The organism is Novosphingobium sp. FG137 (assembly GCF_057809735.1).
This window is the reverse complement of the sequence record NZ_JBMDKN010000003.1, coordinates 1-21,576: the sequence shown is the minus strand read 5'-3', so window position 1 is coordinate 21,576 and position 21,576 is coordinate 1. Positions and strand designations below refer to the sequence as shown.

Here is a 21,576-nt window from a genome sequence, read left to right as displayed (position 1 = left end):
GGCGCTACCCGGCAGGGAGGTGCCGTTCGAGGAACGCGGTCACCGCATCATTGAACGCATCGTTGCGATCACCGGCCACCATGTGCCCGGCGCCCCCGACATCGGCCACTTCAAGGTCCGGCACGAGCGCCCGGAAGGCGGCCACGCCGGCATCGCTCACCACATCGCTCTTGAGGCCGCGCACCAGCAGCACCGGCACGCCGATCTGCGGCAGCTTCGCCGCTGATTGGCGCACCATGTCATGAAGGTCCTGCGGGCGCGCTGCGACGATCCGGGGATCCCAGTGCCAGTAAAGCCTGCCGTCCTCGCGCTGGCGCAAATTGCGCATCAGCCCGTTCGGATCGCGCGGACGGGGCCGCTCCGGGTTGTAGGCCGCAACGGCATCGACCGCCTCGTCCAGCGTGGCAAACCCCTCCGTATGGGCGCGCATGAAAGTGACGATGCGGCTGATCCCCTCCGGTTCGGGATGCGGGACGATATCGACCAGCACCAACGAGGCAGGCCGCATCGCCTGGGCCACCGCGTGGATCGACGTCGCCCCGCCAAGCGAGGCCCCGACAAGCGCAAAAGGCCGATCGAGCTTCGCGACAATCGCCTCAAGGTCAGCGACACGGTCATCGAGGGAATAGGCTCCCGCTTCGGACCATTCGCTCTCGCCATGCCCGCGCAGGTCGACGTTGACCACCCGGTAGCCGCGCTGCGAAAGCGCCTTGGCGGCGCCCGACCAGCTGTGCCGGGTCTGCCCGCCGCCGTGGAGCAGGATCACCACCGGCGCATCGAGCGGCCCCAGATCATCGACGGCGAGCACGAGCCCATCGTGCGAGGCGATCCGGTGCAGCCGCGCTGCGCCTGTTTCGGCAGAAGGGCCGAGGGAATTGTGGCTCATTGCGGAAGGCTTTCGATCGAAGTGGTGCCGATGCGCGTTTGCACAGGCGCGGGTTTGGCCTTGGTCCAGCACAGGCAGCCCTTCATCGCGGCAGGAACCCCCGTGCGAGAATGTCCACCATCTGGCGGGCGACAGCCTCAGGCGAAAGCGCACCGCCATGATCGTGCCAGCGCGCGGGCCAATTGAGCGCACCGGCCAGCGTGAAGGCCATCAGGCGCACGTCGCACGGCGGGATCGAGCCGTCCTCGACTGCGGCGGCAATCAGGCCGCGCATGTCGCTATCGATCTGGCGCTTGAGCGCACGGAAGCGCTTGCGGCTTTCCGGCGCCAGCGCCTCGTCACCGGTACGGATCACGCATCGACCGAAATCATCCATGTTCACTTCGGCATAGCGCACAAGGAAGGCGATCAGCCGGTCAGCGCCGGTGCCCTCGCGCGCCCGCGATTGCTCGGCCGCCTCGATCAACTGGCCGAGCCCGATCGAAACGCATTCGAGCAGGACCTGATCCTTGTTGCCAAGGTAGTGGTAGATCGTCGGCTTGGAGATCCCCAGACGCGCCGCGACATCATCGAGCGAGGTCTGGTGAAAGCCGCGTTCGTTGAACATCTGGACCGCCGCGCGCAGCACTGCGGCGCGCTTTGCCTCGCGCGCGGCGCGCTTCTCCTGCGCGGAGGGGAATGGCGATTGAGCGGCGTCCATGGTCTGCTCGACGTTGACTGAAAACTTGCCAGCAAGCAATCTACTCACGCGTAAAATTTTCGCGTAGGAGCGGACTGCGAGTCGCCGCAGCGGCGCTGAAGGAGATCGGGTTCATGGAGATCGCAGGACTGGCCGCCATCGTGACGGGCGGCGCATCGGGGCTTGGCGCGGCTACGGCAGAACTGCTCGCGGCGCGCGGGGCGAAGGTGACGCTGTTCGATCTCAATGCAGACCTCGGCACGACCAAGGCGGCGGAAATCGGCGGGCGCTTCGCGGCTGTGAACGTGACCGATGAGGACGCCGTGGCGAATGCCATCGCAGAGGCCGAGGCGGTCAACGGCAAGGCGCGCATCCTGATCAACTGCGCCGGCATCGGCCCGCCGGCCAAGGTGCTGAACCGCGATGGCAGCCCGCTGCCGCTGGCGGACTTTGCGAAGATCATCCAGATCAACCTCATCGGCACGTTCAACGTACTCTCGAAGTTTGCCGCGCGCATCCACGATGCCGAACCGCTCAACGAGGATGGCGAGCGCGGCGTGATCGTGAACACCGCCAGCGTCGCCGCGTTCGAAGGCCAGATCGGCCAGCCCGCCTATGCCGCATCCAAGGGCGGCGTTGTCGGCATGGCGCTGCCGATTGCGCGCGAATTTGCCCGCTATGGCATCCGCGTGAACACCATCGCGCCGGGGATTTTCTGGACCCCGCTGCTCGGCTCGCTGCCGCAGGAAGCGCAGGATTCGCTGGGGCGGCAGGTGCCCTTCCCCAGCCGTTTGGGGAGGCCCGAAGAGTACGCGAAGATGGTAGAGGCCATCGTGACCAACCCGATGGTCAACGCCGAAGTGATCCGCCTCGATGGCGCGATCCGCATGGCGCCGAAGTAAGCACGCGCAGGTTTCAGGAAGGTTTGAGGACATGACGATCAGCAGCGAAGCGCTGGAAATGGCCGCGAAGGTCGAGGCATTCGTGCGGGACAAGATCTTCCCCTACGAGCAGGATCCGCGCCGCGATCACCACGGTGCGCCGACTGACGAACTCGTCATGGAAATGCGCGAACTGGCGCGCGTGGCGGGCGTGCTGACGCCGCATATCCGCCCGGATGGCAGCCACTTCAACCAGCGCGAGACGGCGGTGATCCTCATCAAGTCCGGCCTTACGCCGCTCGGCATGCTGGCCTGCAACACGCAGGCGCCGGATGAGGGCAACATGTACCTCATCGGCCATGTCGGCAGCCCGGAACTGAAGGAACGGTTCCTGAGGCCGCTGGTGGAAGGCCGCGCGCGTTCGGCCTTCATGATGACCGAGCCCGCGGAACTGAACGGCGCAGGCGCGGACCCTTCGATGATGCTCACCACCTGCCACAAGGACGGCAATCACTGGGTGGTGAACGGCAAGAAGTGCTTCATCACCGGGGCGGAAGGCGCGAAAGTCGGCATTGTCATGGCGAAGTCCGAGGACCCGGACAGCAAGGGCGGCGCCTGCATGTTCCTGGTCGATCTGCCCGACCCCGCCATCCAGATCACCGGCGTGCCCAACACCATCGACAGCTCGATGCCCGGCAGCCACGCCGAAATCACCATCGACAACTTGCGCATTCCGGCTGACCAGATGCTGGGCGATGCCGGCGAAGGCTTCAAGTATGCGCAGATCCGCCTGAGCCCGGCGCGGCTATCGCACTGCATGCGCTGGCTGGGCGGCTGCATGCGCGCACAGGAAATCGCGACCGACTATGCCAACCGCCGCATGGCCTTCGGCAAGACGCTGATCGACCACGAAGGCGTCGGCTTCATGCTCGCCGAGAACATGATCGACATCAAGCAGTGCGAACTGATGATCGACTGGTGCGCTTCGGTCCTCGATACCGGCTCGCTCGGCACGGTCGAAAGCTCGATGACCAAGGTCGCGGTTTCCGAAGCGCTGATGCGCATCGCGGACAAGTGCGTGCAGGTCATGGGCGGCATGGGCGTGACCGACAAGACCATCGTCGAGACGATGTTCCGCGAAGTGCGCGCCTTCCGCATCTATGACGGCCCGACCGAGGTCCACAAGTGGAGCCTTGCCAAGAAGCTGCGTCGTGACTGGAAGGCCGCGCAATGACGGGTTCGGGGAGCGGTTCGGGGACCGACCTGGCAGCGGCGAACAGCGGCGCTGGCAAAGTCCGCACCGCGTTTGACGAGGTATCGCTCGCCGCGTGGATGGCTGGACATGTCGAGGGCTTCACCGGGCCGCTGACAGTCGAGCAGTTCAATGGCGGGCAGTCCAATCCGACCTACAAGCTCACCACGCCGGGCCAGCGCTATGTGCTGCGCCGCAAGCCGCCGGGGCCGCTGCTGAAAGGCGCGCATGATGTGCTGCGTGAGGCGCGGGTGCAGCAGGCGCTGGCGGGGAGCGACGTGCCAGTCGCGCGGATCTTCGCCGTGTGCGACGACGAGAGCGTGATCGGCAGCGCGTTTTATGTGATGGACATGGTCGAGGGGCGGATCTTCTGGGACGCGGCCTTCACCGCAGTGCCCAAGGCCGAACGCGCGGGCTACTTCGATGCGATGAACCGCGTGATCGCGGCGCTCCATTCGGTTGACGTCGAGGCCGTGGGGCTCGGCGATTATGGCCGGCCGGGCAACTACTTCGCGCGGCAGATCGGGCGGTGGAGCAAGCAATACCGCGAGGACGAACTCGCCGGTCGCCTGCCGGACATGGACGCGCTGGTCGAATGGCTGCCGACCGCGATCCCCGAGGGCGACGAGACCTCCATCGTCCACGGCGATTTCCGCTGCGATAACATGATCTTCCACCCCACCGAACCGCGAGTGGTTGCGGTGCTCGATTGGGAGCTATCGACGCTCGGGCATCCCCTTGCCGACTTCGCCTATCACGCGATGATGTACCGCATGCCGGGCGACATCGTGGCGGGGCTTGGCGGCGCGGACCCGGTGCCGCTGGGGCTCCCCACAGAGGCTGAGTACATTGCCGCCTACTGCGCGCGAACGGGGCGCGAAGGCATAGCCAATTGGGATTACTATCTCGCGTTCAACTTCTTCCGGCTGGCAGCGATCATGCACGGCATCAAGGGGCGGGTGCTGCGCGGCACCGCCTCCAACGCGCAAGCGCGGGAGCGGGCGGAGTCCCTCCCCCGGCTGGCGGCGCTGGCGCGGGCGGCGATGGAAAAGGCGATCTGAACCCGACCGAGGCAATCGTGATTAGGGCCGAGACAGCCAGCTCTTGCGCTCTGCCGCAGCTTCCTCGTCCGAGTAGACCGGGGCGTTGTCGTCGAAATGCGTCCAGCCTGCACTGCGATAGGCCTCGCGCCGGTTGCCCAGTTCCACGTGTCTTGAACGGTCCAGCACGGCTTCGACCGAAGCCGCTTCCTCATCTTCGACGGTGACGCTCACCAGCGTTCCGCCGCGCCGCACGCCCTCGGCGTAGACATCCGCTTCCTCCTGACTGACCCCCGAATTGGTCAGCGCGCCGACAATGCCGCCCGCGCCTCCACCGACGACACCCCCGGCTACGGCACCGACCGCAGCCGCTGCCAGCCAGCCGGCCGCCACGACCGGCCCAAGACCCGGAATGGCGATCAGGCCAAGCCCGGCCAGCACACCCCCGCCCGCTCCGAGCAGGCCGCCCAAGGTTGCGCCGAGCGCCATGCCGGAGCCTGACGCTTCGGCAGCGGTCATGTCCTGCGGTTCGCGCACCGCTGCCCGAGCACTGCTGACCCCCGATTGATGGGAGACGAGGCTGATGTCGCTATGTGCCACACCGGCGCGCTCAAGTTCGAGCACGGCTTCTTCGGCGTGATCGAAGCTGTCGTAGAGACGCGTTACAATCTTTCCCATGTCATGGTCCTTGTGTGGGCAGGTCTAATGTTCCGCGACGTTGCCCTTGAAATCGAGCGCAACGCGGACGGGCTGGTCGTTCATTGTCGCGTCGGCTTGCCACAGCCCGTCCCCGTCGAGCCTCAGGCGCGTGATCTTGCGATATCCGGCCTTTTCGAGCCTGTCTTTCGCCTGGCTCGCGGTGAAGGAGTTGTGCCCCTTGGCCAGATCGCCCCAGACGATCGTATCGGGCGACTTGACCGCAGCATTTGGCGCAGCACTGTCGCTGGCCACAGGCCGCTCTTGCGCCACCGCCGCAGTCCCCGCAACCATCCACAGCGCAAGGGCGGCGGTGCCCCGGATCAAACTGGTGAACTTCATGGCAACTCTCTCCTCTGTTGCAGAACAAGAAAGCGCGCAGCGCGGGGAAATGTTCCCGCTCGCCATGGCCGCCTGCCCTGCGCTATCATTCGATGCCTCACCATGAGCGAACAGGCCTTTGACCTCGTTGCCGATGCGAACTGCCGCCTGCTGGTTCTGGGCAGCTTTCCGGGTGTCCGCTCGCTGCAGGCGCGGCGCTATTATGCGCACCCGGGCAACCAGTTCTGGAAGCTGATGTCGCCGGTTGCCGGGGTCGATCTGGCTGCGCTCGAATACGATGAGCGGCTGGTGGCCCTTGTCGCGCGCGGGATCGGGCTGTGGGATGTCGCGCAGACGGCCCGGCGCAAGGGCAGCCTCGATGCGGCGCTGCGCGAAGTGGAGGCGCGCGACCTGCGCACGCTTGCCGCACAGCTGCCGCATCTGCGCGCGATGGCCTTCAATGGCGGGACTGCCTTCAGGATCGGGCAGCGGCAGTTGGGCGCAAATCCGCCCGTTGCGCTGATCCCCCTGCCCTCAAGCAGCGGAGCGCACGCGATTCCGCTCGCCGCCAAGCAGGCTGTGTGGAACCAGCTCGGCGCCTGGCTTCAATCGTCCTCCCCACCCGGTCCGAACATGCCGTCCTCGTCGTCGTCGTTGCGCTCGCCGCGATAGGCATCCATGTCGATCCGGCCCGAGCGCACCATGTCGTGCATGTGGTCGACGAGGTCCTGAACATCGTCTTCCTCGTCTTGCGCAGGCGTCTTGTCGCTGTCTTCCAGCGCGAAATCGGCGGCATCTCGGCCGCTTGAGGCTGCTGCCAGCGTCTGGCTTTGCGCGTCCTCGTCTTCCTGCGACTGGTTCACGGTTTCGGGCGGCAGCGGATCGCCGCCGGGCGACGCCATCCGCGGTTCAATCGGCTCGTCCCGTTCGGGGTGATCATCAGGATCACGCAGGGGCACTTCGGGCGGATCGGGGTTCGGATCGGGGATAGTAGCCATCGGATTTGCTCCTGCCCGGCGTGTGATGGGGTGGCCGGGCAAAGAGGAAACCGCCGAGGCCCTGATCGGTTCCCGCTGCGCCCGGTTGCCGCCAGAGAGCGCTGATGCGCGGAACAACAGCCATCCTGCGCTGTTCTCTCTTCAGAAGGTCATCCTGCCTTCGCGCATCTGGGAGACACATCATGGGTTCGACATCTGATCGCATCGCCGGCGCGGCCAATTCGGTGGCCGGCAAGATCAAGGAAACCATCGGCAAGGAAACCGGCGACGCCTCGCTCGCTGCCGATGGCGCCGCGCAGGACGTCAAGGGCAAGGTGCAGACCGCAGTGGGCAAAGGCAAGGCCGCGCTCGGCAAGTAAGGCCCGGGAATGCCCCCGTCCTGCACAGGGCGGGGGAAATCCCCCTTTTTGTTATCCGCGTCCATCGCAAGAAAAAGGGCTGGAGCGAACTCCAGCCCTTTCCCATTCCGGATCCTGGGGGGGGATCAGAATCCGGCGTTCGGTCCGTAGGTGATTTCCACCCGGCGGTTCTGCAGTTCGCGCACGCCCGGTGCCGTCGGCACGCGCGGATTGGCCATGCCATAGGCCTTGGTCGCGATCTGCGTGGCGGGCACGCCATGCGCGGTCAGATAGCCCTGAACCGCGCTGTTGCGGCGGGCCGAGAGATCCAGATTGTACCGGGCCGTACCCGAAAGATCGGTATAGCCATCAAGCTGGATCGGCACGTTGGCGCAGTTGCCGTAGGCGGTCACCGCGTTGTCGAGGATCGAGGCGGCCTCGGGCGAGACATCTGCCCGGTCCCAATCGAAGAACACGATGTAGGGGCCCTTGTTGCACACCGGCGCGGGCGGCGGTGGCGGAGGCGGCGGAGGGGGCGGCGGCGGCGGGGGCGGCGGCGGTTCGGTCGCCGGCGCGGGCTCGGGCGGCGCTTCCTGCGCCCGGCCGAAGTTGAACGTCAGCGTCGCCAGCAGCGAATGCGAACGCAGCGAGGCGCGCGCATCGCGGTTGGCTACAGTCAGGAAATTGCCCTCGTCGGGGCGGAAGTACCGATAGCGCACGCCAAGATCGACGTTGCGGCCGAGCGGCACGGTGACTCCAGCAAGCGCCTGCCAGGCAAAGCCCGATGACCTGTCACGCACGTCATCGCCATAGGCAGTCACTTCGTAGAGACGGGTCCGTGCATAGCCGGCACCGCCGCCGACATAGGCCTTGATGCCGCCCCAATGGCCAAGGCCGATAAGCGCGTTGCCCATCGCTGCCCAGGTCGAGGTATCACCGCCGAGCGTGCCATCATCACGAGTGAGAAACGTCGGCACGCCAGACGCATCCCGGCTCTGCGATTTCAGCTTCGAGCGGGCATAGAACCCTTCCGCCTCGAGCCGGAAATGGCCGAAATCATAGCCGATGGCACCGCCAGCTTCCCAGCCGGTGTTGAACTTGTCCGAACGGACGGACGATCCATCCGCACGGACATCCGAACGCTCCTGTTTGACCGCGCCACCTTCAATGGTGACATAAGGCCCGGACTCATCAGCCCAGGCCGTCCCTGCCATTGCAGTTGACGCAAGGGCAGCAGCTAAGAGCAGTTTTCTCATATGGGTTTCCTCGTTTCGGCGTATTTCACGCGTGCAAGAAAGCGTTGAATCAGCCGATTGTTGCCTGAGCGGGCTGCCGCATGTCTGATTTGTGGTAAGGCCGCCCGATTGTTGCCGAATTGCAACAGCGCGGGGCGGCCCACCCGTGTGTCATGCGATCACGTGTGGATGCGGGGCGATCCGATGCCGTTCAGTACGCCGAAGACCTGCAGCAGCCAGATCACCAGCACGATGACGACGACACCGTTGAGCAGCGATTTGATGGTGCCCTGCATCGGCACGTAAGTGTTGATCAGCCAGAGAAGTACCCCGGCCACGACCAGAACGATAATGATGCTGAAGAGATCCATTGTGCGTGCTCCTTGATCAGCAGAAACGGTGCCGAAACGCCGGGGCGCAAACGGCCGATCACTGCTGGAACCATAACGACGCGCGCCGCGCATTGTTCCGCGCTGGCCTGTGGCGTGGGCGCGCCAAACAAAGACGCCGCGCTCCCGAAGGAACGCGGCGCTTCTGTGCTACGGGGCAGGACGGGGATCAGAACCGGAAGCGAATGCCTGCGCGGCCGCCGAAGCCTTCCTGTGTCAGCTGGCCATTGGCGCTGCTGCCGAAGGAATGCTCGTAGGTGCCTTCCATGAAGGTCGTCATCGCGCGGCCATTGGCGATGTTGAAGCCGGCGACAGCTTCGCCGTAATCGCGGCGCTTCTGGCCATCGACGGTGAACGTGCCGCCAAGGTTGCTGAAGGTAACGCGGTCCTGGCCCTTGAATTCATGGACGTAGTTTCCGCCAGCGTAGAAGGCCATCTTGTCACCGTTGCCGATGCCGGTGTTGCCACCGATCCGGGCACCCAGCTTGCCGCGCACGCCTTCACGGTTGTCGAAATCGACGCGCGTGCCTTCAAAAGCGAAGGGATTGAGCGTGCTGCGGATCCACGAGATCTGGGCAACCGGCTCCATGAAGAAGCTATTGCTGCCGAAGCGGGCGCCCAGTTCGCCGCGCGCGCCATAGGCATGGCCGCGGAAGTCCTGGCTAAAGCCGGCGGTCTGGCTTTCCGCACGGGCCCAGTAGTGATCGTATTTGCCCAGCACCGTGGCGAAGACATTGCCGGTGGTGAAGCTGGCATAGACGCCGCCGTTTGCGCCGTTGATCCTGAGGTTGTCGGTGGAGTGGCCGAGGCTGGTCATCGAGTGGATGAAGCCGCCGGTAACCCCGACCGAGAACCCGCCGCGATCCGAAACCCCGCCGGTCAGATCAAGTCCGACCTGTCCGCCGAAGAAGTCCTGATGCGCGGCCGTGTCGGTCAGGTTGGTCTGGCCGAGCGTGCCGAAGTTGCGATAGCCGCGCGTGTTCTCGACCGAGGCGCCCATCGAGAGCCAGAAGCGACCCGATGGCGCGGTGCCGCCCATGTTCCACAAGGTGTCACGCTTGGTGCGCAGTTCGGTGGTGACGGCATCGGCAGACTTGTACCACATGCTGCCCAGCGCGTTCTGATAGCCGAGCATGTGGTAGGCCGCATCGCTCGGGCCGGCGACGAGGGCATAGTCGGAGGTGGTCGGATTGAAGACCACATCATAGCGCACCAGACCGGCGTTCTGCCGGGCCGGATCAATCACGAAGGCCCCGGCGGTCGAGCCGGTGCCGGCCTGCACGATCGTCGTGCCCATGTTGAACAGCGGCTGCGCACCCGAAGCGAGATCGAAGGCGACCCGGGTCGAACCCGTGGCCGAACCGCCGACGATCAACTGGTCGGCCGGAATGGCCATACCGGGGGCAATCCTTACCCCGAGCTGGGCATTCCCACTGCCGACGTAGTTGCCGGTGGTGGTCAGCGTGTTGCCAATCGCCCCGCTGCGCAGATCGATGAGCCCGGAGTTGTTAAGGGTGCCGAGCCCGGTCAGCGTGGCAGTGCCCGGCACTGCGCCGGCGGATCGCACCTGCAGTAGGCCTGAGTTGTTCAGCACCGAACCCGCACCAAAGGTGCTGACCCCTGCAGCATCGAACGTGCCGGTGTTGTTGAAGGTGCTGCCTACGCCATTGAGGGCCACCGCGCCCCGGACCATGCCGGAGTTGTTGACCGTGGCGGGGCCGCCGCTCGCGGAAACCGCATAGACCCTGCCCTGCAGCGTGCCGGCGTTGTTCACCGTGCTGCCGGTGCCGCCAGCGAGCACGGCACCGTTAAGCCCGCCGTTCACTGTCGTGCCACTTGCCGTGTTCAGCGTGGCGGTCGTGGCGCTCGTGATCATCACGCCGTTGCCGGTGGTCGAGGTGACCTGACCCGGGGTGAGCGTGACGGTTGCCGGACCGGCGGTGGAAGCGGCCACGATCGCATCTCCGGTGGTGGCGCTGGCACTGCCGCTCGTGACGAGGACAGGACCGGTGCCGCGCGCCTGGATGGCATTGCCGCCTGCGCCGCTGACCGTGGTGGTACCGGCATTGACCGTGACCGGACCTGCGGTGCTGACGGCGAGGATGCCGTTGGAGCCGGTGCCCAGCGTGGTGACGGTACCCGTGGTAATGGAGACCGGCCCGGCGCCGAGGGCGTTGACGCCGTTGGCGGTGTTGCCAGCGGTGCGAACAGTGGTGCCGTTCACCGTCACGGTGCCGGTGTCGGCCATGGCGCGGATGCCATCGCTCGAAAGGCCGGTGGTGGTGACCGCGCCGGTGGTGACGCTGACGGGGCCGGTGGTCGAGACAACGTAGATGCCGTGGGCAAGCGCGCCGGTGGTATCAACGGTGCCGCCGCCGGTTACGGTCGCGCCGGTCACCCCGCTGGCATAGATGCCGCGGCTGCCGTCACCAGTGGTGGTGACATGGCCGGCATTGGCTACACTGGCAGCTCCCGTAGTGGAGACCGCGCTGATGCCATCGGCATTGATGCCCTGGGTCGCAGTATTGCCATTGGCGGTGATCGTTGCATTGCCGCCAGTTGCCGTTGCGGTCAGCGCGCGGGCGCCGGCACCAAGGGTCGAGGCATTCTGCGCGGTGATCACGGCGTTGCCATTGGTGGCAATCGCACTCACCGCGTCGCCGCTATAGATCGGCACGCCCGGTTGGGCGGTGCCGCTGGTAGCAGCCGTTCCAGTCACCACGGCGGAGGCGTTGGCGCCGCTGGCGAAAACCGCATTGCCGCCCAGCGCCGCATCCGCAGGATCGGCAGCGACGGTCGAGACGTTTGTCGCGGTGACTGCAGCGTTGCCGGTGAGGGAAGTGGCGATAAGGCCGAGGTTGCCCCGCCCGGAGGAGACGACATCACCGGTGGTGACGATCGAGGCATTGCCCGTGTCCGAAGTGGCGGCGGCGGCCGTGTTGCCGGTGCCGGTTGCACGGATTGCGCGAGCCGCAATCGTGGCCGGTCCCCCGATCGAGGTTGCGGTAAGGCCGTTGCCGAGCGCCCCGGCTACGCTCACATCGCGAGCAGCAATAGTGGCTCCGCCCGCGCCGGCGATCGCCGTCACGCCGTTGGTGGCTGCTGCGCCGGTCATGGACACATCCTGGACCCGCACATTGGCACTGCCGCCGGGCGCATTGGCCTGCACACCATAGGCGTTGGAACCGGCGGCGGAAATCGGGCCATTCACCGTGACAGCGACATTGCCGGTGGTGCTGCGCGCAAACACACCATTGGTGTTGTCACCCAGCGTGGTGACGGCGTCCGTCGTGATCGCAACGTTCCCGGTATCGGTAAAGCCCACAGCGCCCGAGGCCCCGTTGGCTGCCGTGCCGAGCATCCCGGTGGTTAGGGCGACATTGCCGGCCCCGGTCGTGGCTGCGGTGACGGCGGTGCTGCCAGGCAGCATCAACACAGCGTTTGGCGTCGTGCCCGTGGTCGCGACGTCGCCGGTGCGCACCGAAACAGACTGGTCCGGCCCGCCGGTGGCGATAACACCCGCAGCGAGCGCCCCGGAGGTGCTGACATTGCCGACATTGACCATTGCGGGGCCCGTGCCGGTGATGAGGTACACACCGTTGCTGCCGTCTCCGGTTGTCGACACGGTCACAGCGCCGTCAAGGGTGGCGGCCTGCGTACCGACGATCGTGAAGCCGTTGGTGGCGGGGGCAGTCGTGGCGACCGTGACGGCGGCAGGGGCGTTCACGGTGATATCGGTCGGCGCGATGTAGGTAACGCCGGTGGGGTAATTGCCCGCGCTCGGGGCGCAGGTGACGGTGCCGCCCGAAGGCACGCCGCACTCGTTGGCAGCGAAGGCCGGCGAGGCGAAGCTGCCCACGCACAGGGCGGCAAGGGCGCAGCCGATCCGGTAATGCAGCCGTGCATTGGCTGCATTGGCGACGCGCGTATCATTGTTGTTGTTGAGCATGAATATTTCCTCGATGAACGAAGCTTTAAATATTTGAGATACGATCTGGTTCCTCGTTGGATTATTTCAGATCGCAATTGGTGAGATCGTGATATATTTGTCGCAATTCACCCTGATGAGGTGAATTACAGATGGCATGGGATAGAGAATGGAGCCTGGGTGGGAGGCCTGCGCCTCCCATCACGGTCTGGTCAGAAGGATGATTGCCGCACCGCGGGACGCCGCGTCCGGAGATCAGGCGTGGTGCCGATCGATGACATGCTGCGGTGCGATCCTGGCAAGCTCGACAACGAATGCGTCCAGCACTTCGCCCTTGAGGACGTAGTTGTGCCGGTGATCGGGCAGGATGCCGCTTTCGATCGTTGCGGAAAGGCTGGCCCGGGCACGGGCGATCCGGCTCTTGATCGTGCCGACGGCCACGCCGCAGATCTCCGCCATCTCGCGGTAGCTGACATGGCCCACAGCGGCGAGGATCAGGACTTCGCGCTGGGCAGCGGGGAGGAGCATCATGGCGCGCAGTACATCGGTGGCCTCGAGGCCGACATCCTGCTTGGCCGGCGTGCTGAGCACCCGTTCGGCCTCGATCTCGTTGTACTCGCCCACAAACCGCAGGCGGCGGATCTGGCCGAAATAGACGTTGCGCAGGATGGTGAAGGTCCAGGCCTTGAAGCTGGTACCAGCCGCAAATCGCTCGCGCGCAGCCCACGCGCGCATCAGGGTTTCCTGAGTGAGATCGTCAGCCGTATCCCGATTGCCGCACAGGGACCTTGCGAAGGCCCGCAAATGCAGGATGGCTCCGGTCAACTCGGCTCGAAAGGCACTGTCCGAAAGACATACTCCGCGGGGGGGGACGACGTCGCACACGGACTCCAGAACGCCAGCCATCGTTTATCCTTATCGTTTTTCACGATGCCTCCCGGATCCCATAATGCTTGGCCAGCCGGTAAGTTCCGCTTTGGGGCGGGCCATCACAAATAAATCTTTCAGGTGTGGCTGGAGCGACGGATACCGCCCGCTGGCTGGTCGCGCCCGCCGGCTGCTATGGCCGGGCGGGCGCGATCCTCGTTTCAGGCCGTGACGGCTTCGGACACCTTGCGCAACTCCTTTGCCGCCTTCTTCTTCGTCTTGCGGGCGAGCCTGCGGGCATCGTCAAGGCTGGCAGAGCGGTTCTGCTGCATATAGATCAATCCGCCGGCGATCAGCCCCACGGCCACAAGGCCCGTAAGCGAGCGCAGCGCGATGCGCGTCGTCGCAAAGGCGGCTGCGGAGGCAAGCAGCGGATTGTCCTCGAACGCTTCGGTGATCCGCGCCGCAATCGGCGTCGCCAGAGCGCTGCGGATGCCTTCGCTGAAATTTGCTGTCTGTTCCATAAATCTGTTTTCCTTTGAGAAGGTTATGCGGGATTGCTGATGGGCGTGTGATGCTTTGGCGGCAGATCGCTCAGGTGAGGAGATCGCGCAGATCGTCCGCGTGCTCCTCCTCCTGCGCGAGGATTGCCTCAAGCATGATGCGGGTGGTTGGATCACGATCGCCGAGGAACTGGATGAACTCGCGGTAGGCCTCCACCGCGATGCGCTCGGCGATCAGGTTTTCGCGGATCATCTGCTCGGTCGAGCTGGCGGGGACATATTCCGCATGGGAACGTGCGGCGAGCGTGGCGGGATTGAGGTCGGGCTCTGCCCCCAATTGCACGATGCGTTCGGCCAGCTTGTGGGCATGGGCCTGTTCCTCGCGCGCATGCTGCAGGAAGTGCGCCTTGATCGGTTCGGCAACGACGCCGGTGATGCAATAGGCGTGGCGCAGATAGCGCAGGACGCAGACCCATTCGGTGGCCAGCGCGCGGCCAAGATGCTCGACGATCACATCGCGGTCTTCAGGATAGGACACGGTGACCGGGCCCGTCTCGACATGCTGGCGCGCCTGCGCTCGCAGAACGTCGACGGGCGTGAACGCGGAATGTGGAAGAGTATCGGAGGTGGCCATCTCATGTCCTTGGTCGTCGGAAATGTTCGGCACGCTGTGCGGGCCGGGATCCTTCACCAAACGTGCGGGGAAGCAGAGGGTTCCGCCACGCCCTGGCACAAAGCCCGATCAGGAAGCTGCGGCTGGGATGAAAAGTCGGGCGCAAGGTCGGGCGCGCTCACCATGGAGATGGTCCCCTCCACGCCGTCAGAGCGTCCAGCGGACCAAAGCCGGGAATGCTTCGCCACGGGAACAAACCTCAGGCACGCGGATTGTGCGGACACTCCCACTCGAACCGACAAGGATAACAATATGGGCAAGGGCATACTTCTCTGGCTGCTGGGCATCCCGCTGCCGATCATCATCATCCTCGCCTTGTTCTGGCATTGAACATGCTGTCCGAACCTCGCTCATCGCTCGATCCCGGGCTGTATCCCGCTGGAACGCAGCTGGAATCCGCAAGCTCTGCCGTGGCTTGGCCAGCAATCTTCGCCGGTGCGGCAACGGCCATCGCCACCTGGCTCACGCTATTCACATTGGGTGCCGGCCTTGGCATGGCGCAGACCGCCGGCTGGCCGGGCGGGCAGATGGCGACAACCGAGTTCCGCATCGCTGTCGGCCTCTGGCTGATCACCACGCATTGGCTGTCCTTCGCGCTTGGCGGCTATGTTGCCGGGCGGATGCGGGTGCGTTGGGCAAGCCTGCATGGCGATGAGGTGTTCTTCCGCGATACCGTGCACGGAATGCTGACATGGGCCACTTCAACCGTGGTCGTGGCAGGCATCGCCATGCTGGCCACCGCTGCGGCGCCCCACACGGTTCAACCCCACACTGGATCGGCGATCGATCCGGAACTCCTGCAGAAAGCTGCCGCCGCTTGGGCGATCTTCAGCGCAATCGCGATGCTTTCCGGCGCATTCGTCGCCTCGGTAGCAGCGGTGATCGGCGGAAAATTGCGTGATCGTCATCCCTGACGACGGCGTGAGCGGGGCGGTCCTTGATGGACCGCCCCGCCTACACGGGCCCGCATTGCCGAAGGCGCTGCGCCCGTTAGTCTTTGCCCGTCAGTCCTGATTCGCGCGCAAGGTGCCGTTCCCATCGAGATTGAGCGCGACGAACTCCCAGTTGATCAGCGCGCTCAGCAGCGCCTCGACGTATTTTGGCCGGGCGTTGCGATAATCGATGTAGTAAGCGTGCTCCCACAGATCGAGCGTGAGCAACGGGGCCATGCCGCCATGTGCGATGGGCGTATCGCCATCATGCAGCGAGGTGATGCGAAGCGCGCCCTCTTCCATCACCAGCCAGGCCCAGCCGCTGCCGAAATGCGCGATCGCGGTCTCGGCGAGCGCCTTGGTGAGCGCCTCAAGCGATCCGAAATCACGCGTGATGAGGTGCAGCAGCGCCTCCGGCGGGCTGGTCGGTTCGGGCGAAAGGCACTGCCAGAAGAAGCTGTGGTTCCACAGCTGGCCGGCATTGTTGCGCAAGGGATCGGACTCCGCCGAACGGATCACATCGACGAGGGAGCGGCCCTGCAGCCCGGCCTCCACCATCAGCTGATTGGTCTTGTCAACATAGGCCTGGTGGTGCTTGCCGTGGTGGTATGCAAGCGTCTCAGCAGACATGTGCGGCGCAAGCGCATCCGGTGCGTAGGGAAGTGACGGCAGAGTAAAGGGCATGGTTATCTTTCCTTGGCCAAGGCAAGCACTGGAAAGCCTTCAAGCAGCCCCCGGTTCCGGGGGTCTTCAGCAAACGCCCGTTTTCTCGAAGCAAACGCGCTGAACCGCCCGATCTTGCGCCATGCCGTGATGGCGGCGGGGAACATCATTGGCGCTGGCCCGTTGTAAAGGCGCTTGCCCAAGAAGGACCCGCAATGACCATCAGACAGTACACCGCCATGGCGCCCGGCGCGCCGCTCGCGTCGGTGCCCCGCGCGGACAGGCCTGCCGAACTGCACTCGATCCTCACGCGCCCGCCCTACGGGCTCCACGCCGCGATGCGCGTCGCCGTGGTCGGCACCTATGCGCCGCGCAGCTGCGGCATCGCCACTTTCACCGCCGACTTGTGCGATCAACTCGCCGCGCACTTTCCCGAGGTTGGCCTTGATGTCTACGCGCTGGAGGCACCCGGCAGTCAGCACGTCTATGCCGATGACATCGCCCTCATCGCAGCAGAAGCACCCGGCAGTTACGCAGAGGCCGCGCGGGCCATCAACGCCAGCGGCACCGATGTCGTGTGGATCCAGCATGAGTTCGGCATTTTCGGCGGCAAGGATGGCCAGCTGATCACCGAACTGGTCGATCGCGTGGCCGCGCCGATGATCGTCACGTTCCACACCGTGCTCGCCTCGCCCAGCGAGGGCCAGCGCGCGGTGATGGAGCATCTCGTCCAGCGCTGCTCGCGGATCATGGTCATGTCGCAGCAGAGTCGCGAGATCCTCGTTTCGGTCTACCGCGCCCGCCGCGAGATCGTCGACGTGATCGAGCATGGCGCGCCCGACCGGCCCTTCGGCAAGGCCGAAGCCGCCAAGCAGCGGATGGGGCTCGAAGGCCGCAAGGTGCTCACCACCTTCGGCCTGCTTAGCCCCGGCAAGGGCATCGATGTGGCCATCGCCGCGATGCCGGCCATCCTCGCGCAGCACCCCGATGCCATCTACCGCATCATCGGCGCCACCCACCCGGTCACCGCCGCGCGCGAGGGCGAAAGCTACCGCGCGATGCTGGAGGATCTCGCCCAGCGGCTCGGCGTCGCAGAGAGCATCCAGTGGGACAACCGCTTCCTCGCCATCGACGAGCTGCTCGGCCAGCTCGAATGCTGCGACATCTATCTCACGCCCTATCGCAGCCTCGGCCAGACCACATCGGGCACGCTCAGCTACGCGGTGGCACTCGGCAAGGCAGTCGTCTCGACGCCCTACGTCCATGCCCGCGAACTGCTCGCCGATGATGTCGGCTGCCTGATCGAGCCGGAATCTCCCGAAGCCATCGCCGAGGCGGTCAATGCGCTGCTGTCCAGCCCATCACGCCTGCTGGCCATGCAGGAGCGCGCCTACGAGCGCGGGCGGCGCACGATCTGGCCGAGTTTCGCGCGCGCCAGCATGCAATTGCTCCGCCGGACCCAGGCCCCCCGCGCCCGGACTGCCAGCACCGCGGTGGACCCGGCGCTCACCGCCGTCTGGCACATGAGCGAAGCGACCGGCATGCACCAGCACGGCATCGGCGCCATTCCCGATTTCAGGCATGGCTACTGCATCGATGACAACGCCCGGGCGCTTATGCTGATGAACATCGCAGGCGCGCTCACCGAGGCCGAGCGCCACCGCTGGAGCGTCACTTACGCGGCCTTCGTCCAGTATGCCTGGAACCCTGATCTGAACCGCTTTCGCAACTTCATGGCCTATGACCGCAGCTGGTGCGAAGATACGGGATCGCAGGATTCCAACGGCCGCGCGTTCTGGTCACTCGGCCACACGGTCGAGAACAGCCCGTTCAAGGCGTTGCGGAGCTGGGCGGAGAACCTGTTCGACCACGCGGCCACGGCGCTGGAGGCGCTGGACACGCCGCGTTCGATGGCATTCGGAGCCCTGGGCGCCTGCGCCCTGCTGCGCGCCGGAGCAAACAGCGCGGCTGCCGAACGCCGCATTGCCGCCACTTGCGATGCACTGGCCGGCCTCGTGTCCCGGCATCAGCGTCCGGGCTGGACATGGTTCGAACCCATGCTCGCTTACGACAATCCGCGCCTGAGCCAGGCCTTGATCGAGTGCGGCGTGCTGCTGGGCCGGCAGGACTGGCTCGACACGGGGCTCGAAACGCTGCGCTGGCTGGCCGAAGTGCAAACCGCAGCCGCCGGCCATTTCCGCCCGGTCGGCTCCGAGACCTTCGGCAGCAACGGCACTGCGCTGCCGTTCGACCAGCAGCCGCTTGAAGCCCAGGCCGCGATCGAAGCCGCGCGCGCCGCCTGGCATGCAACCCGCGATCCGTTCTGGTTGCGGCACGCCGAGCACGCCTATCAATGGTTCCTCGGTGGCAACGACCGCGGGGTCGCGCTTGCCGATCCCGCCAGCGGCTCCTGCTGCGACGGCGTGACCCCGCGCGGGCGGAACGAAAACTGCGGCGCGGAATCGATCCTTGCCTATCATCTCGGGCACTACAGCCTGAAGGCGCTCCAGCGGTCCGCCGATCAGCGCCTGCCGCCCGATCAGTGCCTCCCTGCCCATCTGGATTCCACGGCGGCGCTGGCCTGAACCGGCTAGCAGCTCGCCATGTCCGACATGCCCTTGCCCGCCACGCCGGTCAGTCCGCTGCGCATTCTTGACCTGCGCCTGCACGCCGATCCCTCGCGCACGGTGCTGCGCCCGTTCCATCTCGGCTGGCAGGCCACCAGCGCGCCGGAGGGACGGGTGCTGGCGCTGGTGAGAGGGGTGATGGACCTGCCGGAGGAGGAGATCGAGCACGAGTACCAGGCCGTGTTGCGCGATTTCGGCGCGCGCCATTGGCAGACCGAGCACATGTTCGAGGCACGCTATCTCGAATTGGCCGAAAGCCTTCACCTCGATGGCAGCACTTTGTCGGATGCGCGCCGCCGTCTGCTGGGTGCCTATTTCTGCCACGAATACACTTATGCCGCCGCCGCGCTGATGAACCCCAGCATCGTGCCAGCCCCGAACCAGCAGGGCATGGACGACGGCGCGGTGCGCTTCGTCCTCTCGCTGCGGGCGGTGGGCGAAGGTCATATCAGCTCGATCGCCTTTCGCGACGGGATCGTGGAGACCGACGGTTCCTTCATGCTCTGGCCCGAATCCGCCTTTGCCACCAGCGTGCAGCGGACGGACAACAACCCGCGCAACGACCCCGATGCCACCGTCACGGTGCAGTGCCATCCCGAAAGTTCGCTCTCGAACACGGTGATCTTCCCGATCACCGAACAGCAGGCGAACGGGCTCGAGGACCTGCGCCTCACCCGTTTCGATCATGGCGACGGTGATTTCGAGTGGCTGGGCACCTACACCGCCTATTCCGGGCGCTCGATCCGCTCCGAACTGATGCGCACGCGCGATTTCCGCAGCTTCGATCTCACTCCGATCAAGGGCAAGGCCGGCCGCAACAAGGGCATGGCGCTGTTCCCCCGCAAGGTCGGCGATCAGTATTGCATGCTGGGCCGGCAGGACGGCAAGAACCTCTACCTTCTCCGCTCGGACCGGCTCGATACCTGGGATGACGACGGTGTTCTGCTGATGGAGCCGAAGTTTCCGTGGGAGTTCATCCAGATCGGCAACTGCGGCAGTCCGCTGCTGATCCCGGAAGGCTGGCTCGTGATCACCCACGGCGTCGGCCCGGTGCGCAAGTATGCGCTGGGCTGCGCGCTGCTGGACCGCGACGATCCCAGCCGCGTTCTGGGTCGCTCGGCCTGCCCGATCCTCACGGCGGAGAATGCCGACCGCGCCGGCTACGTCCCCAATGTGGTCTACAGCTGCGGCGGCATGCTGGTGGGCGATGACCAGCTCCTCCTGCCCTACGGGATTTCCGATATCGCAGTCGGCTTCGGCCTGGCGCGGCTGAAAGACCTTCTGGCGACCATGGTATGATTCCCGCCAACCCGTACGGAACCGGGGCGCAAGGTGGTCGTTTCTGGCAAATGGCTTGCGCTCGAGACCCGCGGCAGCTTGCGGAACAGGGCCCGACGGCTCGATCAGCGTAGAATCCGAGCCGGGCGCAGGCTCCATTTTCATCCTATCCATTCCCATGCGCCGCACAGGCGACCAGGAGGACGTTGCATCATGAACGAACGGGCCAGACGAACGTGGGTGGCTGATGCCGCTTTCTGAATCGAGCATTCTCTACATCGATGATGATGATGGCCTCTGCCGCCTCACCAAGCGCCATCTCGAAAGCCTGGGCTGCACGATGACCTGTGTGCTCTCCGGTCACGAGGGCCTGCACCTTGCCCGACAGCAGCATTTCGATCTTGTCGTGCTCGATCATGTCATGCCCGGCATGGGCGGCATGGAGACGCTGGAGCAGCTGATGGCCCTGCCCTCGCCGCCTGCAATCATCTACGTCACCGGGTCGGACGACAGCAGCATAGCGGTTGCCGCGCTCAAGGCAGGTGCGGTGGACTATGTGGTGAAGTCGACTCCCGAAGATTACTTCGAACTGCTGACGAGCACATTGCACCAGGCACTCGATACCTTGCGCCTGCGAAAGCAGAAGGACCTCGCCGAACAGGAACTGCGCGAGACCAACAAGCAGCTCGCCTCCCTGCTCCACGAAGTGAACCACCGCGTGGCCAACAGCCTGCAGATGGTCGCGACCCTCGTGCATCTCCAGGGCCGCCGTGCGCTTGGAGCAGAAGCCAAGGCGATGCTGCAGGATGTCCAGAGCCGGATTCAGGCAATCGCCCGCATCCACCAGCAGCTCTATTCCGGCGCCAGCATTCATGAGGTCAACATGGCGGACTACATCGAGGGAATGGCCCGCGACCTCTCGCGCACCTATTCGACCCACAGCGTGCGGCGCGATATCCTTGTCGAAGCCGAAAGCGCAACGCTGCCCGCCGCCACTGCCGTGACGCTCGGCGTGCTGATCAACGAACTGGTGAGCAACGCCTGCAAGTATGCCTACGAAAGGGACGAACCCGGCCAGGTTCGGATCACCTTCCACACCGAAGGGACCGACGGCTATCGGTTGCGCGTGGAGGATGATGGCGTGGGGATGGGCAAGAGCATGACGCCCTCGGGAACGGGGCTCGGTTCGCAGATCATTCGATCGATGGTGCTTTTCCTGGGTGCCCGGCTGGAGCAGTCGAGCCCGGGCCTCGGGCTTTGCATCGATATCCACCGGCCCGCCAGTGAACCTGCCGGTCCAGGATCAGCGTCGCTGTAGACGCGCCACTCGCACTGCCAACACCCGCATTGCGCATTGGAAACCTTCGGCGGGGGGGGGGGGGGGGGGCGC

The 21,576-nt window shown here is 65.4% G+C and carries 23 protein-coding genes; 11 read left to right on the top strand and 12 right to left on the bottom strand.

Going from position 1 to position 21,576, the window contains the following annotated elements:
* Positions 1-4 precede the first annotated feature (4 nt).
* Both ACODS2_RS09740 and ACODS2_RS09735 read right to left on the bottom strand, forming a co-directional pair.
* Positions 5-886: an alpha/beta fold hydrolase gene (locus tag ACODS2_RS09740; protein ID WP_488998637.1), complete on the bottom strand. Its 882-nt coding sequence runs from the start codon at positions 884-886 to the stop codon at positions 5-7.
* A gap of 82 nt (positions 887-968) precedes the next feature.
* Positions 969-1,586 (bottom strand): TetR/AcrR family transcriptional regulator, encoded by a 618-nt coding sequence (locus ACODS2_RS09735; protein WP_488999024.1) that lies wholly within the window; start codon positions 1,584-1,586, stop codon positions 969-971.
* 113 nt (positions 1,587-1,699) lie between these two features.
* Between ACODS2_RS09735 and ACODS2_RS09730 the strand changes: the two genes are divergently transcribed.
* From ACODS2_RS09730 to ACODS2_RS09720, 3 genes are read left to right on the top strand one after another with little or no spacing between them, the layout of a single operon-like run.
* Entirely contained in the window at positions 1,700-2,467 is a 768-nt protein-coding gene (locus tag ACODS2_RS09730) for an SDR family NAD(P)-dependent oxidoreductase (protein WP_488998636.1), read from the top strand.
* Between the two features lie 31 nt (positions 2,468-2,498).
* Positions 2,499-3,680 (top strand): acyl-CoA dehydrogenase family protein, encoded by a 1,182-nt coding sequence (locus tag ACODS2_RS09725; RefSeq protein ID WP_488998635.1) that lies wholly within the window; start codon positions 2,499-2,501, stop codon positions 3,678-3,680.
* Positions 3,677-4,759, top strand: coding sequence for a phosphotransferase family protein (locus ACODS2_RS09720; RefSeq protein WP_488998634.1), 1,083 nt, complete (start codon positions 3,677-3,679; stop codon positions 4,757-4,759). Before ACODS2_RS09725 ends, ACODS2_RS09720 begins: the two co-directional genes overlap by 4 nt.
* Positions 4,760-4,780: 21 nt before the next feature.
* On the opposite strand, the gene ACODS2_RS09715 is transcribed toward ACODS2_RS09720, so the two are convergent.
* Together ACODS2_RS09715 and ACODS2_RS09710 are read right to left on the bottom strand one after the other, a co-directional pair.
* Entirely contained in the window at positions 4,781-5,416 is a 636-nt protein-coding gene (locus tag ACODS2_RS09715; protein ID WP_488998633.1) for a hypothetical protein, read from the bottom strand.
* A gap of 24 nt (positions 5,417-5,440) precedes the next feature.
* A complete protein-coding gene (locus ACODS2_RS09710; RefSeq protein ID WP_488998632.1) occupies positions 5,441-5,776 on the bottom strand; it encodes a hypothetical protein in 336 nt (111 codons plus the stop codon).
* A gap of 102 nt (positions 5,777-5,878) precedes the next feature.
* On the opposite strand from ACODS2_RS09710, the gene ACODS2_RS09705 reads away from it, so the two are divergent.
* Complete coding sequence (locus ACODS2_RS09705; RefSeq protein ID WP_488998631.1) at positions 5,879-6,427, top strand: DNA-deoxyinosine glycosylase; 549 nt, start codon at positions 5,879-5,881, stop codon at positions 6,425-6,427.
* Here the strand turns inward: ACODS2_RS09705 and ACODS2_RS09700 are convergent.
* The gene (locus ACODS2_RS09700; RefSeq protein ID WP_488998630.1) at positions 6,361-6,753 is read right to left on the bottom strand and encodes a hypothetical protein; all 393 of its coding nucleotides are present in this window, start codon (positions 6,751-6,753) and stop codon (positions 6,361-6,363) included. The two genes, ACODS2_RS09705 and ACODS2_RS09700, sit on opposite strands and share 67 nt — an antisense overlap.
* A gap of 25 nt (positions 6,754-6,778) precedes the next feature.
* On the opposite strand from ACODS2_RS09700, the gene ACODS2_RS09695 reads away from it, so the two are divergent.
* Positions 6,779-6,952, top strand: coding sequence for a hypothetical protein (locus tag ACODS2_RS09695; protein ID WP_488998629.1), 174 nt, complete (start codon positions 6,779-6,781; stop codon positions 6,950-6,952).
* Positions 6,936-7,112, top strand: a complete 177-nt coding sequence (locus ACODS2_RS09690) for a CsbD family protein (RefSeq protein WP_488998628.1) — start codon at positions 6,936-6,938, stop codon at positions 7,110-7,112. The genes ACODS2_RS09695 and ACODS2_RS09690 overlap by 17 nt, the downstream gene beginning before the upstream one ends.
* Before the next feature lie 125 nt (positions 7,113-7,237).
* Here ACODS2_RS09690 and ACODS2_RS09685 read toward each other — a convergent pair whose 3' ends face one another.
* The 6 genes from ACODS2_RS09685 to ACODS2_RS09660 form a co-directional block, all read right to left on the bottom strand.
* Entirely contained in the window at positions 7,238-8,347 is a 1,110-nt protein-coding gene (locus ACODS2_RS09685; RefSeq protein ID WP_488998627.1) for an OmpA family protein, read from the bottom strand.
* Between the two features lie 158 nt (positions 8,348-8,505).
* Entirely contained in the window at positions 8,506-8,697 is a 192-nt protein-coding gene (locus tag ACODS2_RS09680) for a Thivi_2564 family membrane protein (RefSeq protein WP_488998626.1), read from the bottom strand.
* 187 nt (positions 8,698-8,884) lie between these two features.
* Positions 8,885-12,664, bottom strand: coding sequence for an autotransporter outer membrane beta-barrel domain-containing protein (locus ACODS2_RS09675; RefSeq protein WP_488998625.1), 3,780 nt, complete (start codon positions 12,662-12,664; stop codon positions 8,885-8,887).
* Between the two features lie 234 nt (positions 12,665-12,898).
* Positions 12,899-13,549 (bottom strand): sigma-70 family RNA polymerase sigma factor, encoded by a 651-nt coding sequence (locus ACODS2_RS09670; protein ID WP_488998624.1) that lies wholly within the window; start codon positions 13,547-13,549, stop codon positions 12,899-12,901.
* Between the two features lie 182 nt (positions 13,550-13,731).
* Positions 13,732-14,034 carry a hypothetical protein gene (locus ACODS2_RS09665; protein WP_488998623.1) on the bottom strand — a complete coding sequence of 101 codons (303 nt, stop codon included), beginning with the start codon at positions 14,032-14,034 and terminating at the stop codon, positions 13,732-13,734.
* 70 nt (positions 14,035-14,104) lie between these two features.
* Positions 14,105-14,647: a ferritin-like domain-containing protein gene (locus tag ACODS2_RS09660; RefSeq protein ID WP_488998622.1), complete on the bottom strand. Its 543-nt coding sequence runs from the start codon at positions 14,645-14,647 to the stop codon at positions 14,105-14,107.
* Positions 14,648-14,809: 162 nt separating this feature from the next.
* Here ACODS2_RS09660 and ACODS2_RS09655 point away from each other — a divergent pair, with 162 nt between their 5' ends.
* Positions 14,810-15,016, top strand: a complete 207-nt coding sequence (locus ACODS2_RS09655; protein ID WP_488998621.1) for a hypothetical protein — start codon at positions 14,810-14,812, stop codon at positions 15,014-15,016.
* Positions 15,017-15,018: 2 nt separating this feature from the next.
* On the top strand, positions 15,019-15,600 hold the full coding sequence (locus tag ACODS2_RS09650) for a hypothetical protein (RefSeq protein WP_488998620.1): 582 nt from the start codon (positions 15,019-15,021) through the stop codon (positions 15,598-15,600).
* A 90-nt stretch (positions 15,601-15,690) separates the two neighbouring features.
* On the opposite strand, the gene ACODS2_RS09645 is transcribed toward ACODS2_RS09650, so the two are convergent.
* The gene (locus tag ACODS2_RS09645; RefSeq protein ID WP_488998619.1) at positions 15,691-16,302 is read right to left on the bottom strand and encodes a superoxide dismutase; all 612 of its coding nucleotides are present in this window, start codon (positions 16,300-16,302) and stop codon (positions 15,691-15,693) included.
* 194 nt (positions 16,303-16,496) lie between these two features.
* On the opposite strand from ACODS2_RS09645, the gene ACODS2_RS09640 reads away from it, so the two are divergent.
* From ACODS2_RS09640 to ACODS2_RS09630, 3 genes are all read left to right on the top strand, one after another.
* Positions 16,497-18,866, top strand: coding sequence for a glycosyltransferase family 4 protein (locus ACODS2_RS09640; protein WP_488998618.1), 2,370 nt, complete (start codon positions 16,497-16,499; stop codon positions 18,864-18,866).
* 27 nt (positions 18,867-18,893) lie between these two features.
* Positions 18,894-20,207, top strand: a complete 1,314-nt coding sequence (locus ACODS2_RS09635) for a glycoside hydrolase family 130 protein (protein WP_488998617.1) — start codon at positions 18,894-18,896, stop codon at positions 20,205-20,207.
* A gap of 226 nt (positions 20,208-20,433) precedes the next feature.
* Complete coding sequence (locus ACODS2_RS09630; protein WP_488998616.1) at positions 20,434-21,504, top strand: histidine kinase dimerization/phosphoacceptor domain -containing protein; 1,071 nt, start codon at positions 20,434-20,436, stop codon at positions 21,502-21,504.
* Positions 21,505-21,576: the final 72 nt, after the last annotated feature.

Coding starts and splice junctions, on each gene's coding strand:
- ACODS2_RS09740 (WP_488998637.1), bottom strand. CDS start 886: ATGAGCCACAATTCCCTCGGCCCTTCTGCCGAAACAGGCGCAGCGCGG.
- ACODS2_RS09735 (WP_488999024.1), bottom strand. CDS start 1,586: ATGGACGCCGCTCAATCGCCATTCCCCTCCGCGCAGGAGAAGCGCGCC.
- ACODS2_RS09730 (WP_488998636.1), top strand. CDS start 1,700: ATGGAGATCGCAGGACTGGCCGCCATCGTGACGGGCGGCGCATCGGGG.
- ACODS2_RS09725 (WP_488998635.1), top strand. CDS start 2,499: ATGACGATCAGCAGCGAAGCGCTGGAAATGGCCGCGAAGGTCGAGGCA.
- ACODS2_RS09720 (WP_488998634.1), top strand. CDS start 3,677: ATGACGGGTTCGGGGAGCGGTTCGGGGACCGACCTGGCAGCGGCGAAC.
- ACODS2_RS09715 (WP_488998633.1), bottom strand. CDS start 5,416: ATGGGAAAGATTGTAACGCGTCTCTACGACAGCTTCGATCACGCCGAA.
- ACODS2_RS09710 (WP_488998632.1), bottom strand. CDS start 5,776: ATGAAGTTCACCAGTTTGATCCGGGGCACCGCCGCCCTTGCGCTGTGG.
- ACODS2_RS09705 (WP_488998631.1), top strand. CDS start 5,879: ATGAGCGAACAGGCCTTTGACCTCGTTGCCGATGCGAACTGCCGCCTG.
- ACODS2_RS09700 (WP_488998630.1), bottom strand. CDS start 6,753: ATGGCTACTATCCCCGATCCGAACCCCGATCCGCCCGAAGTGCCCCTG.
- ACODS2_RS09695 (WP_488998629.1), top strand. CDS start 6,779: ATGGGGTGGCCGGGCAAAGAGGAAACCGCCGAGGCCCTGATCGGTTCC.
- ACODS2_RS09690 (WP_488998628.1), top strand. CDS start 6,936: ATGGGTTCGACATCTGATCGCATCGCCGGCGCGGCCAATTCGGTGGCC.
- ACODS2_RS09685 (WP_488998627.1), bottom strand. CDS start 8,347: ATGAGAAAACTGCTCTTAGCTGCTGCCCTTGCGTCAACTGCAATGGCA.
- ACODS2_RS09680 (WP_488998626.1), bottom strand. CDS start 8,697: ATGGATCTCTTCAGCATCATTATCGTTCTGGTCGTGGCCGGGGTACTT.
- ACODS2_RS09675 (WP_488998625.1), bottom strand. CDS start 12,664: ATGCTCAACAACAACAATGATACGCGCGTCGCCAATGCAGCCAATGCA.
- ACODS2_RS09670 (WP_488998624.1), bottom strand. CDS start 13,549: ATGGCTGGCGTTCTGGAGTCCGTGTGCGACGTCGTCCCCCCCCGCGGA.
- ACODS2_RS09665 (WP_488998623.1), bottom strand. CDS start 14,034: ATGGAACAGACAGCAAATTTCAGCGAAGGCATCCGCAGCGCTCTGGCG.
- ACODS2_RS09660 (WP_488998622.1), bottom strand. CDS start 14,647: ATGGCCACCTCCGATACTCTTCCACATTCCGCGTTCACGCCCGTCGAC.
- ACODS2_RS09655 (WP_488998621.1), top strand. CDS start 14,810: ATGGAGATGGTCCCCTCCACGCCGTCAGAGCGTCCAGCGGACCAAAGC.
- ACODS2_RS09650 (WP_488998620.1), top strand. CDS start 15,019: ATGCTGTCCGAACCTCGCTCATCGCTCGATCCCGGGCTGTATCCCGCT.
- ACODS2_RS09645 (WP_488998619.1), bottom strand. CDS start 16,302: ATGCCCTTTACTCTGCCGTCACTTCCCTACGCACCGGATGCGCTTGCG.
- ACODS2_RS09640 (WP_488998618.1), top strand. CDS start 16,497: ATGACCATCAGACAGTACACCGCCATGGCGCCCGGCGCGCCGCTCGCG.
- ACODS2_RS09635 (WP_488998617.1), top strand. CDS start 18,894: ATGCCCTTGCCCGCCACGCCGGTCAGTCCGCTGCGCATTCTTGACCTG.
- ACODS2_RS09630 (WP_488998616.1), top strand. CDS start 20,434: ATGCCGCTTTCTGAATCGAGCATTCTCTACATCGATGATGATGATGGC.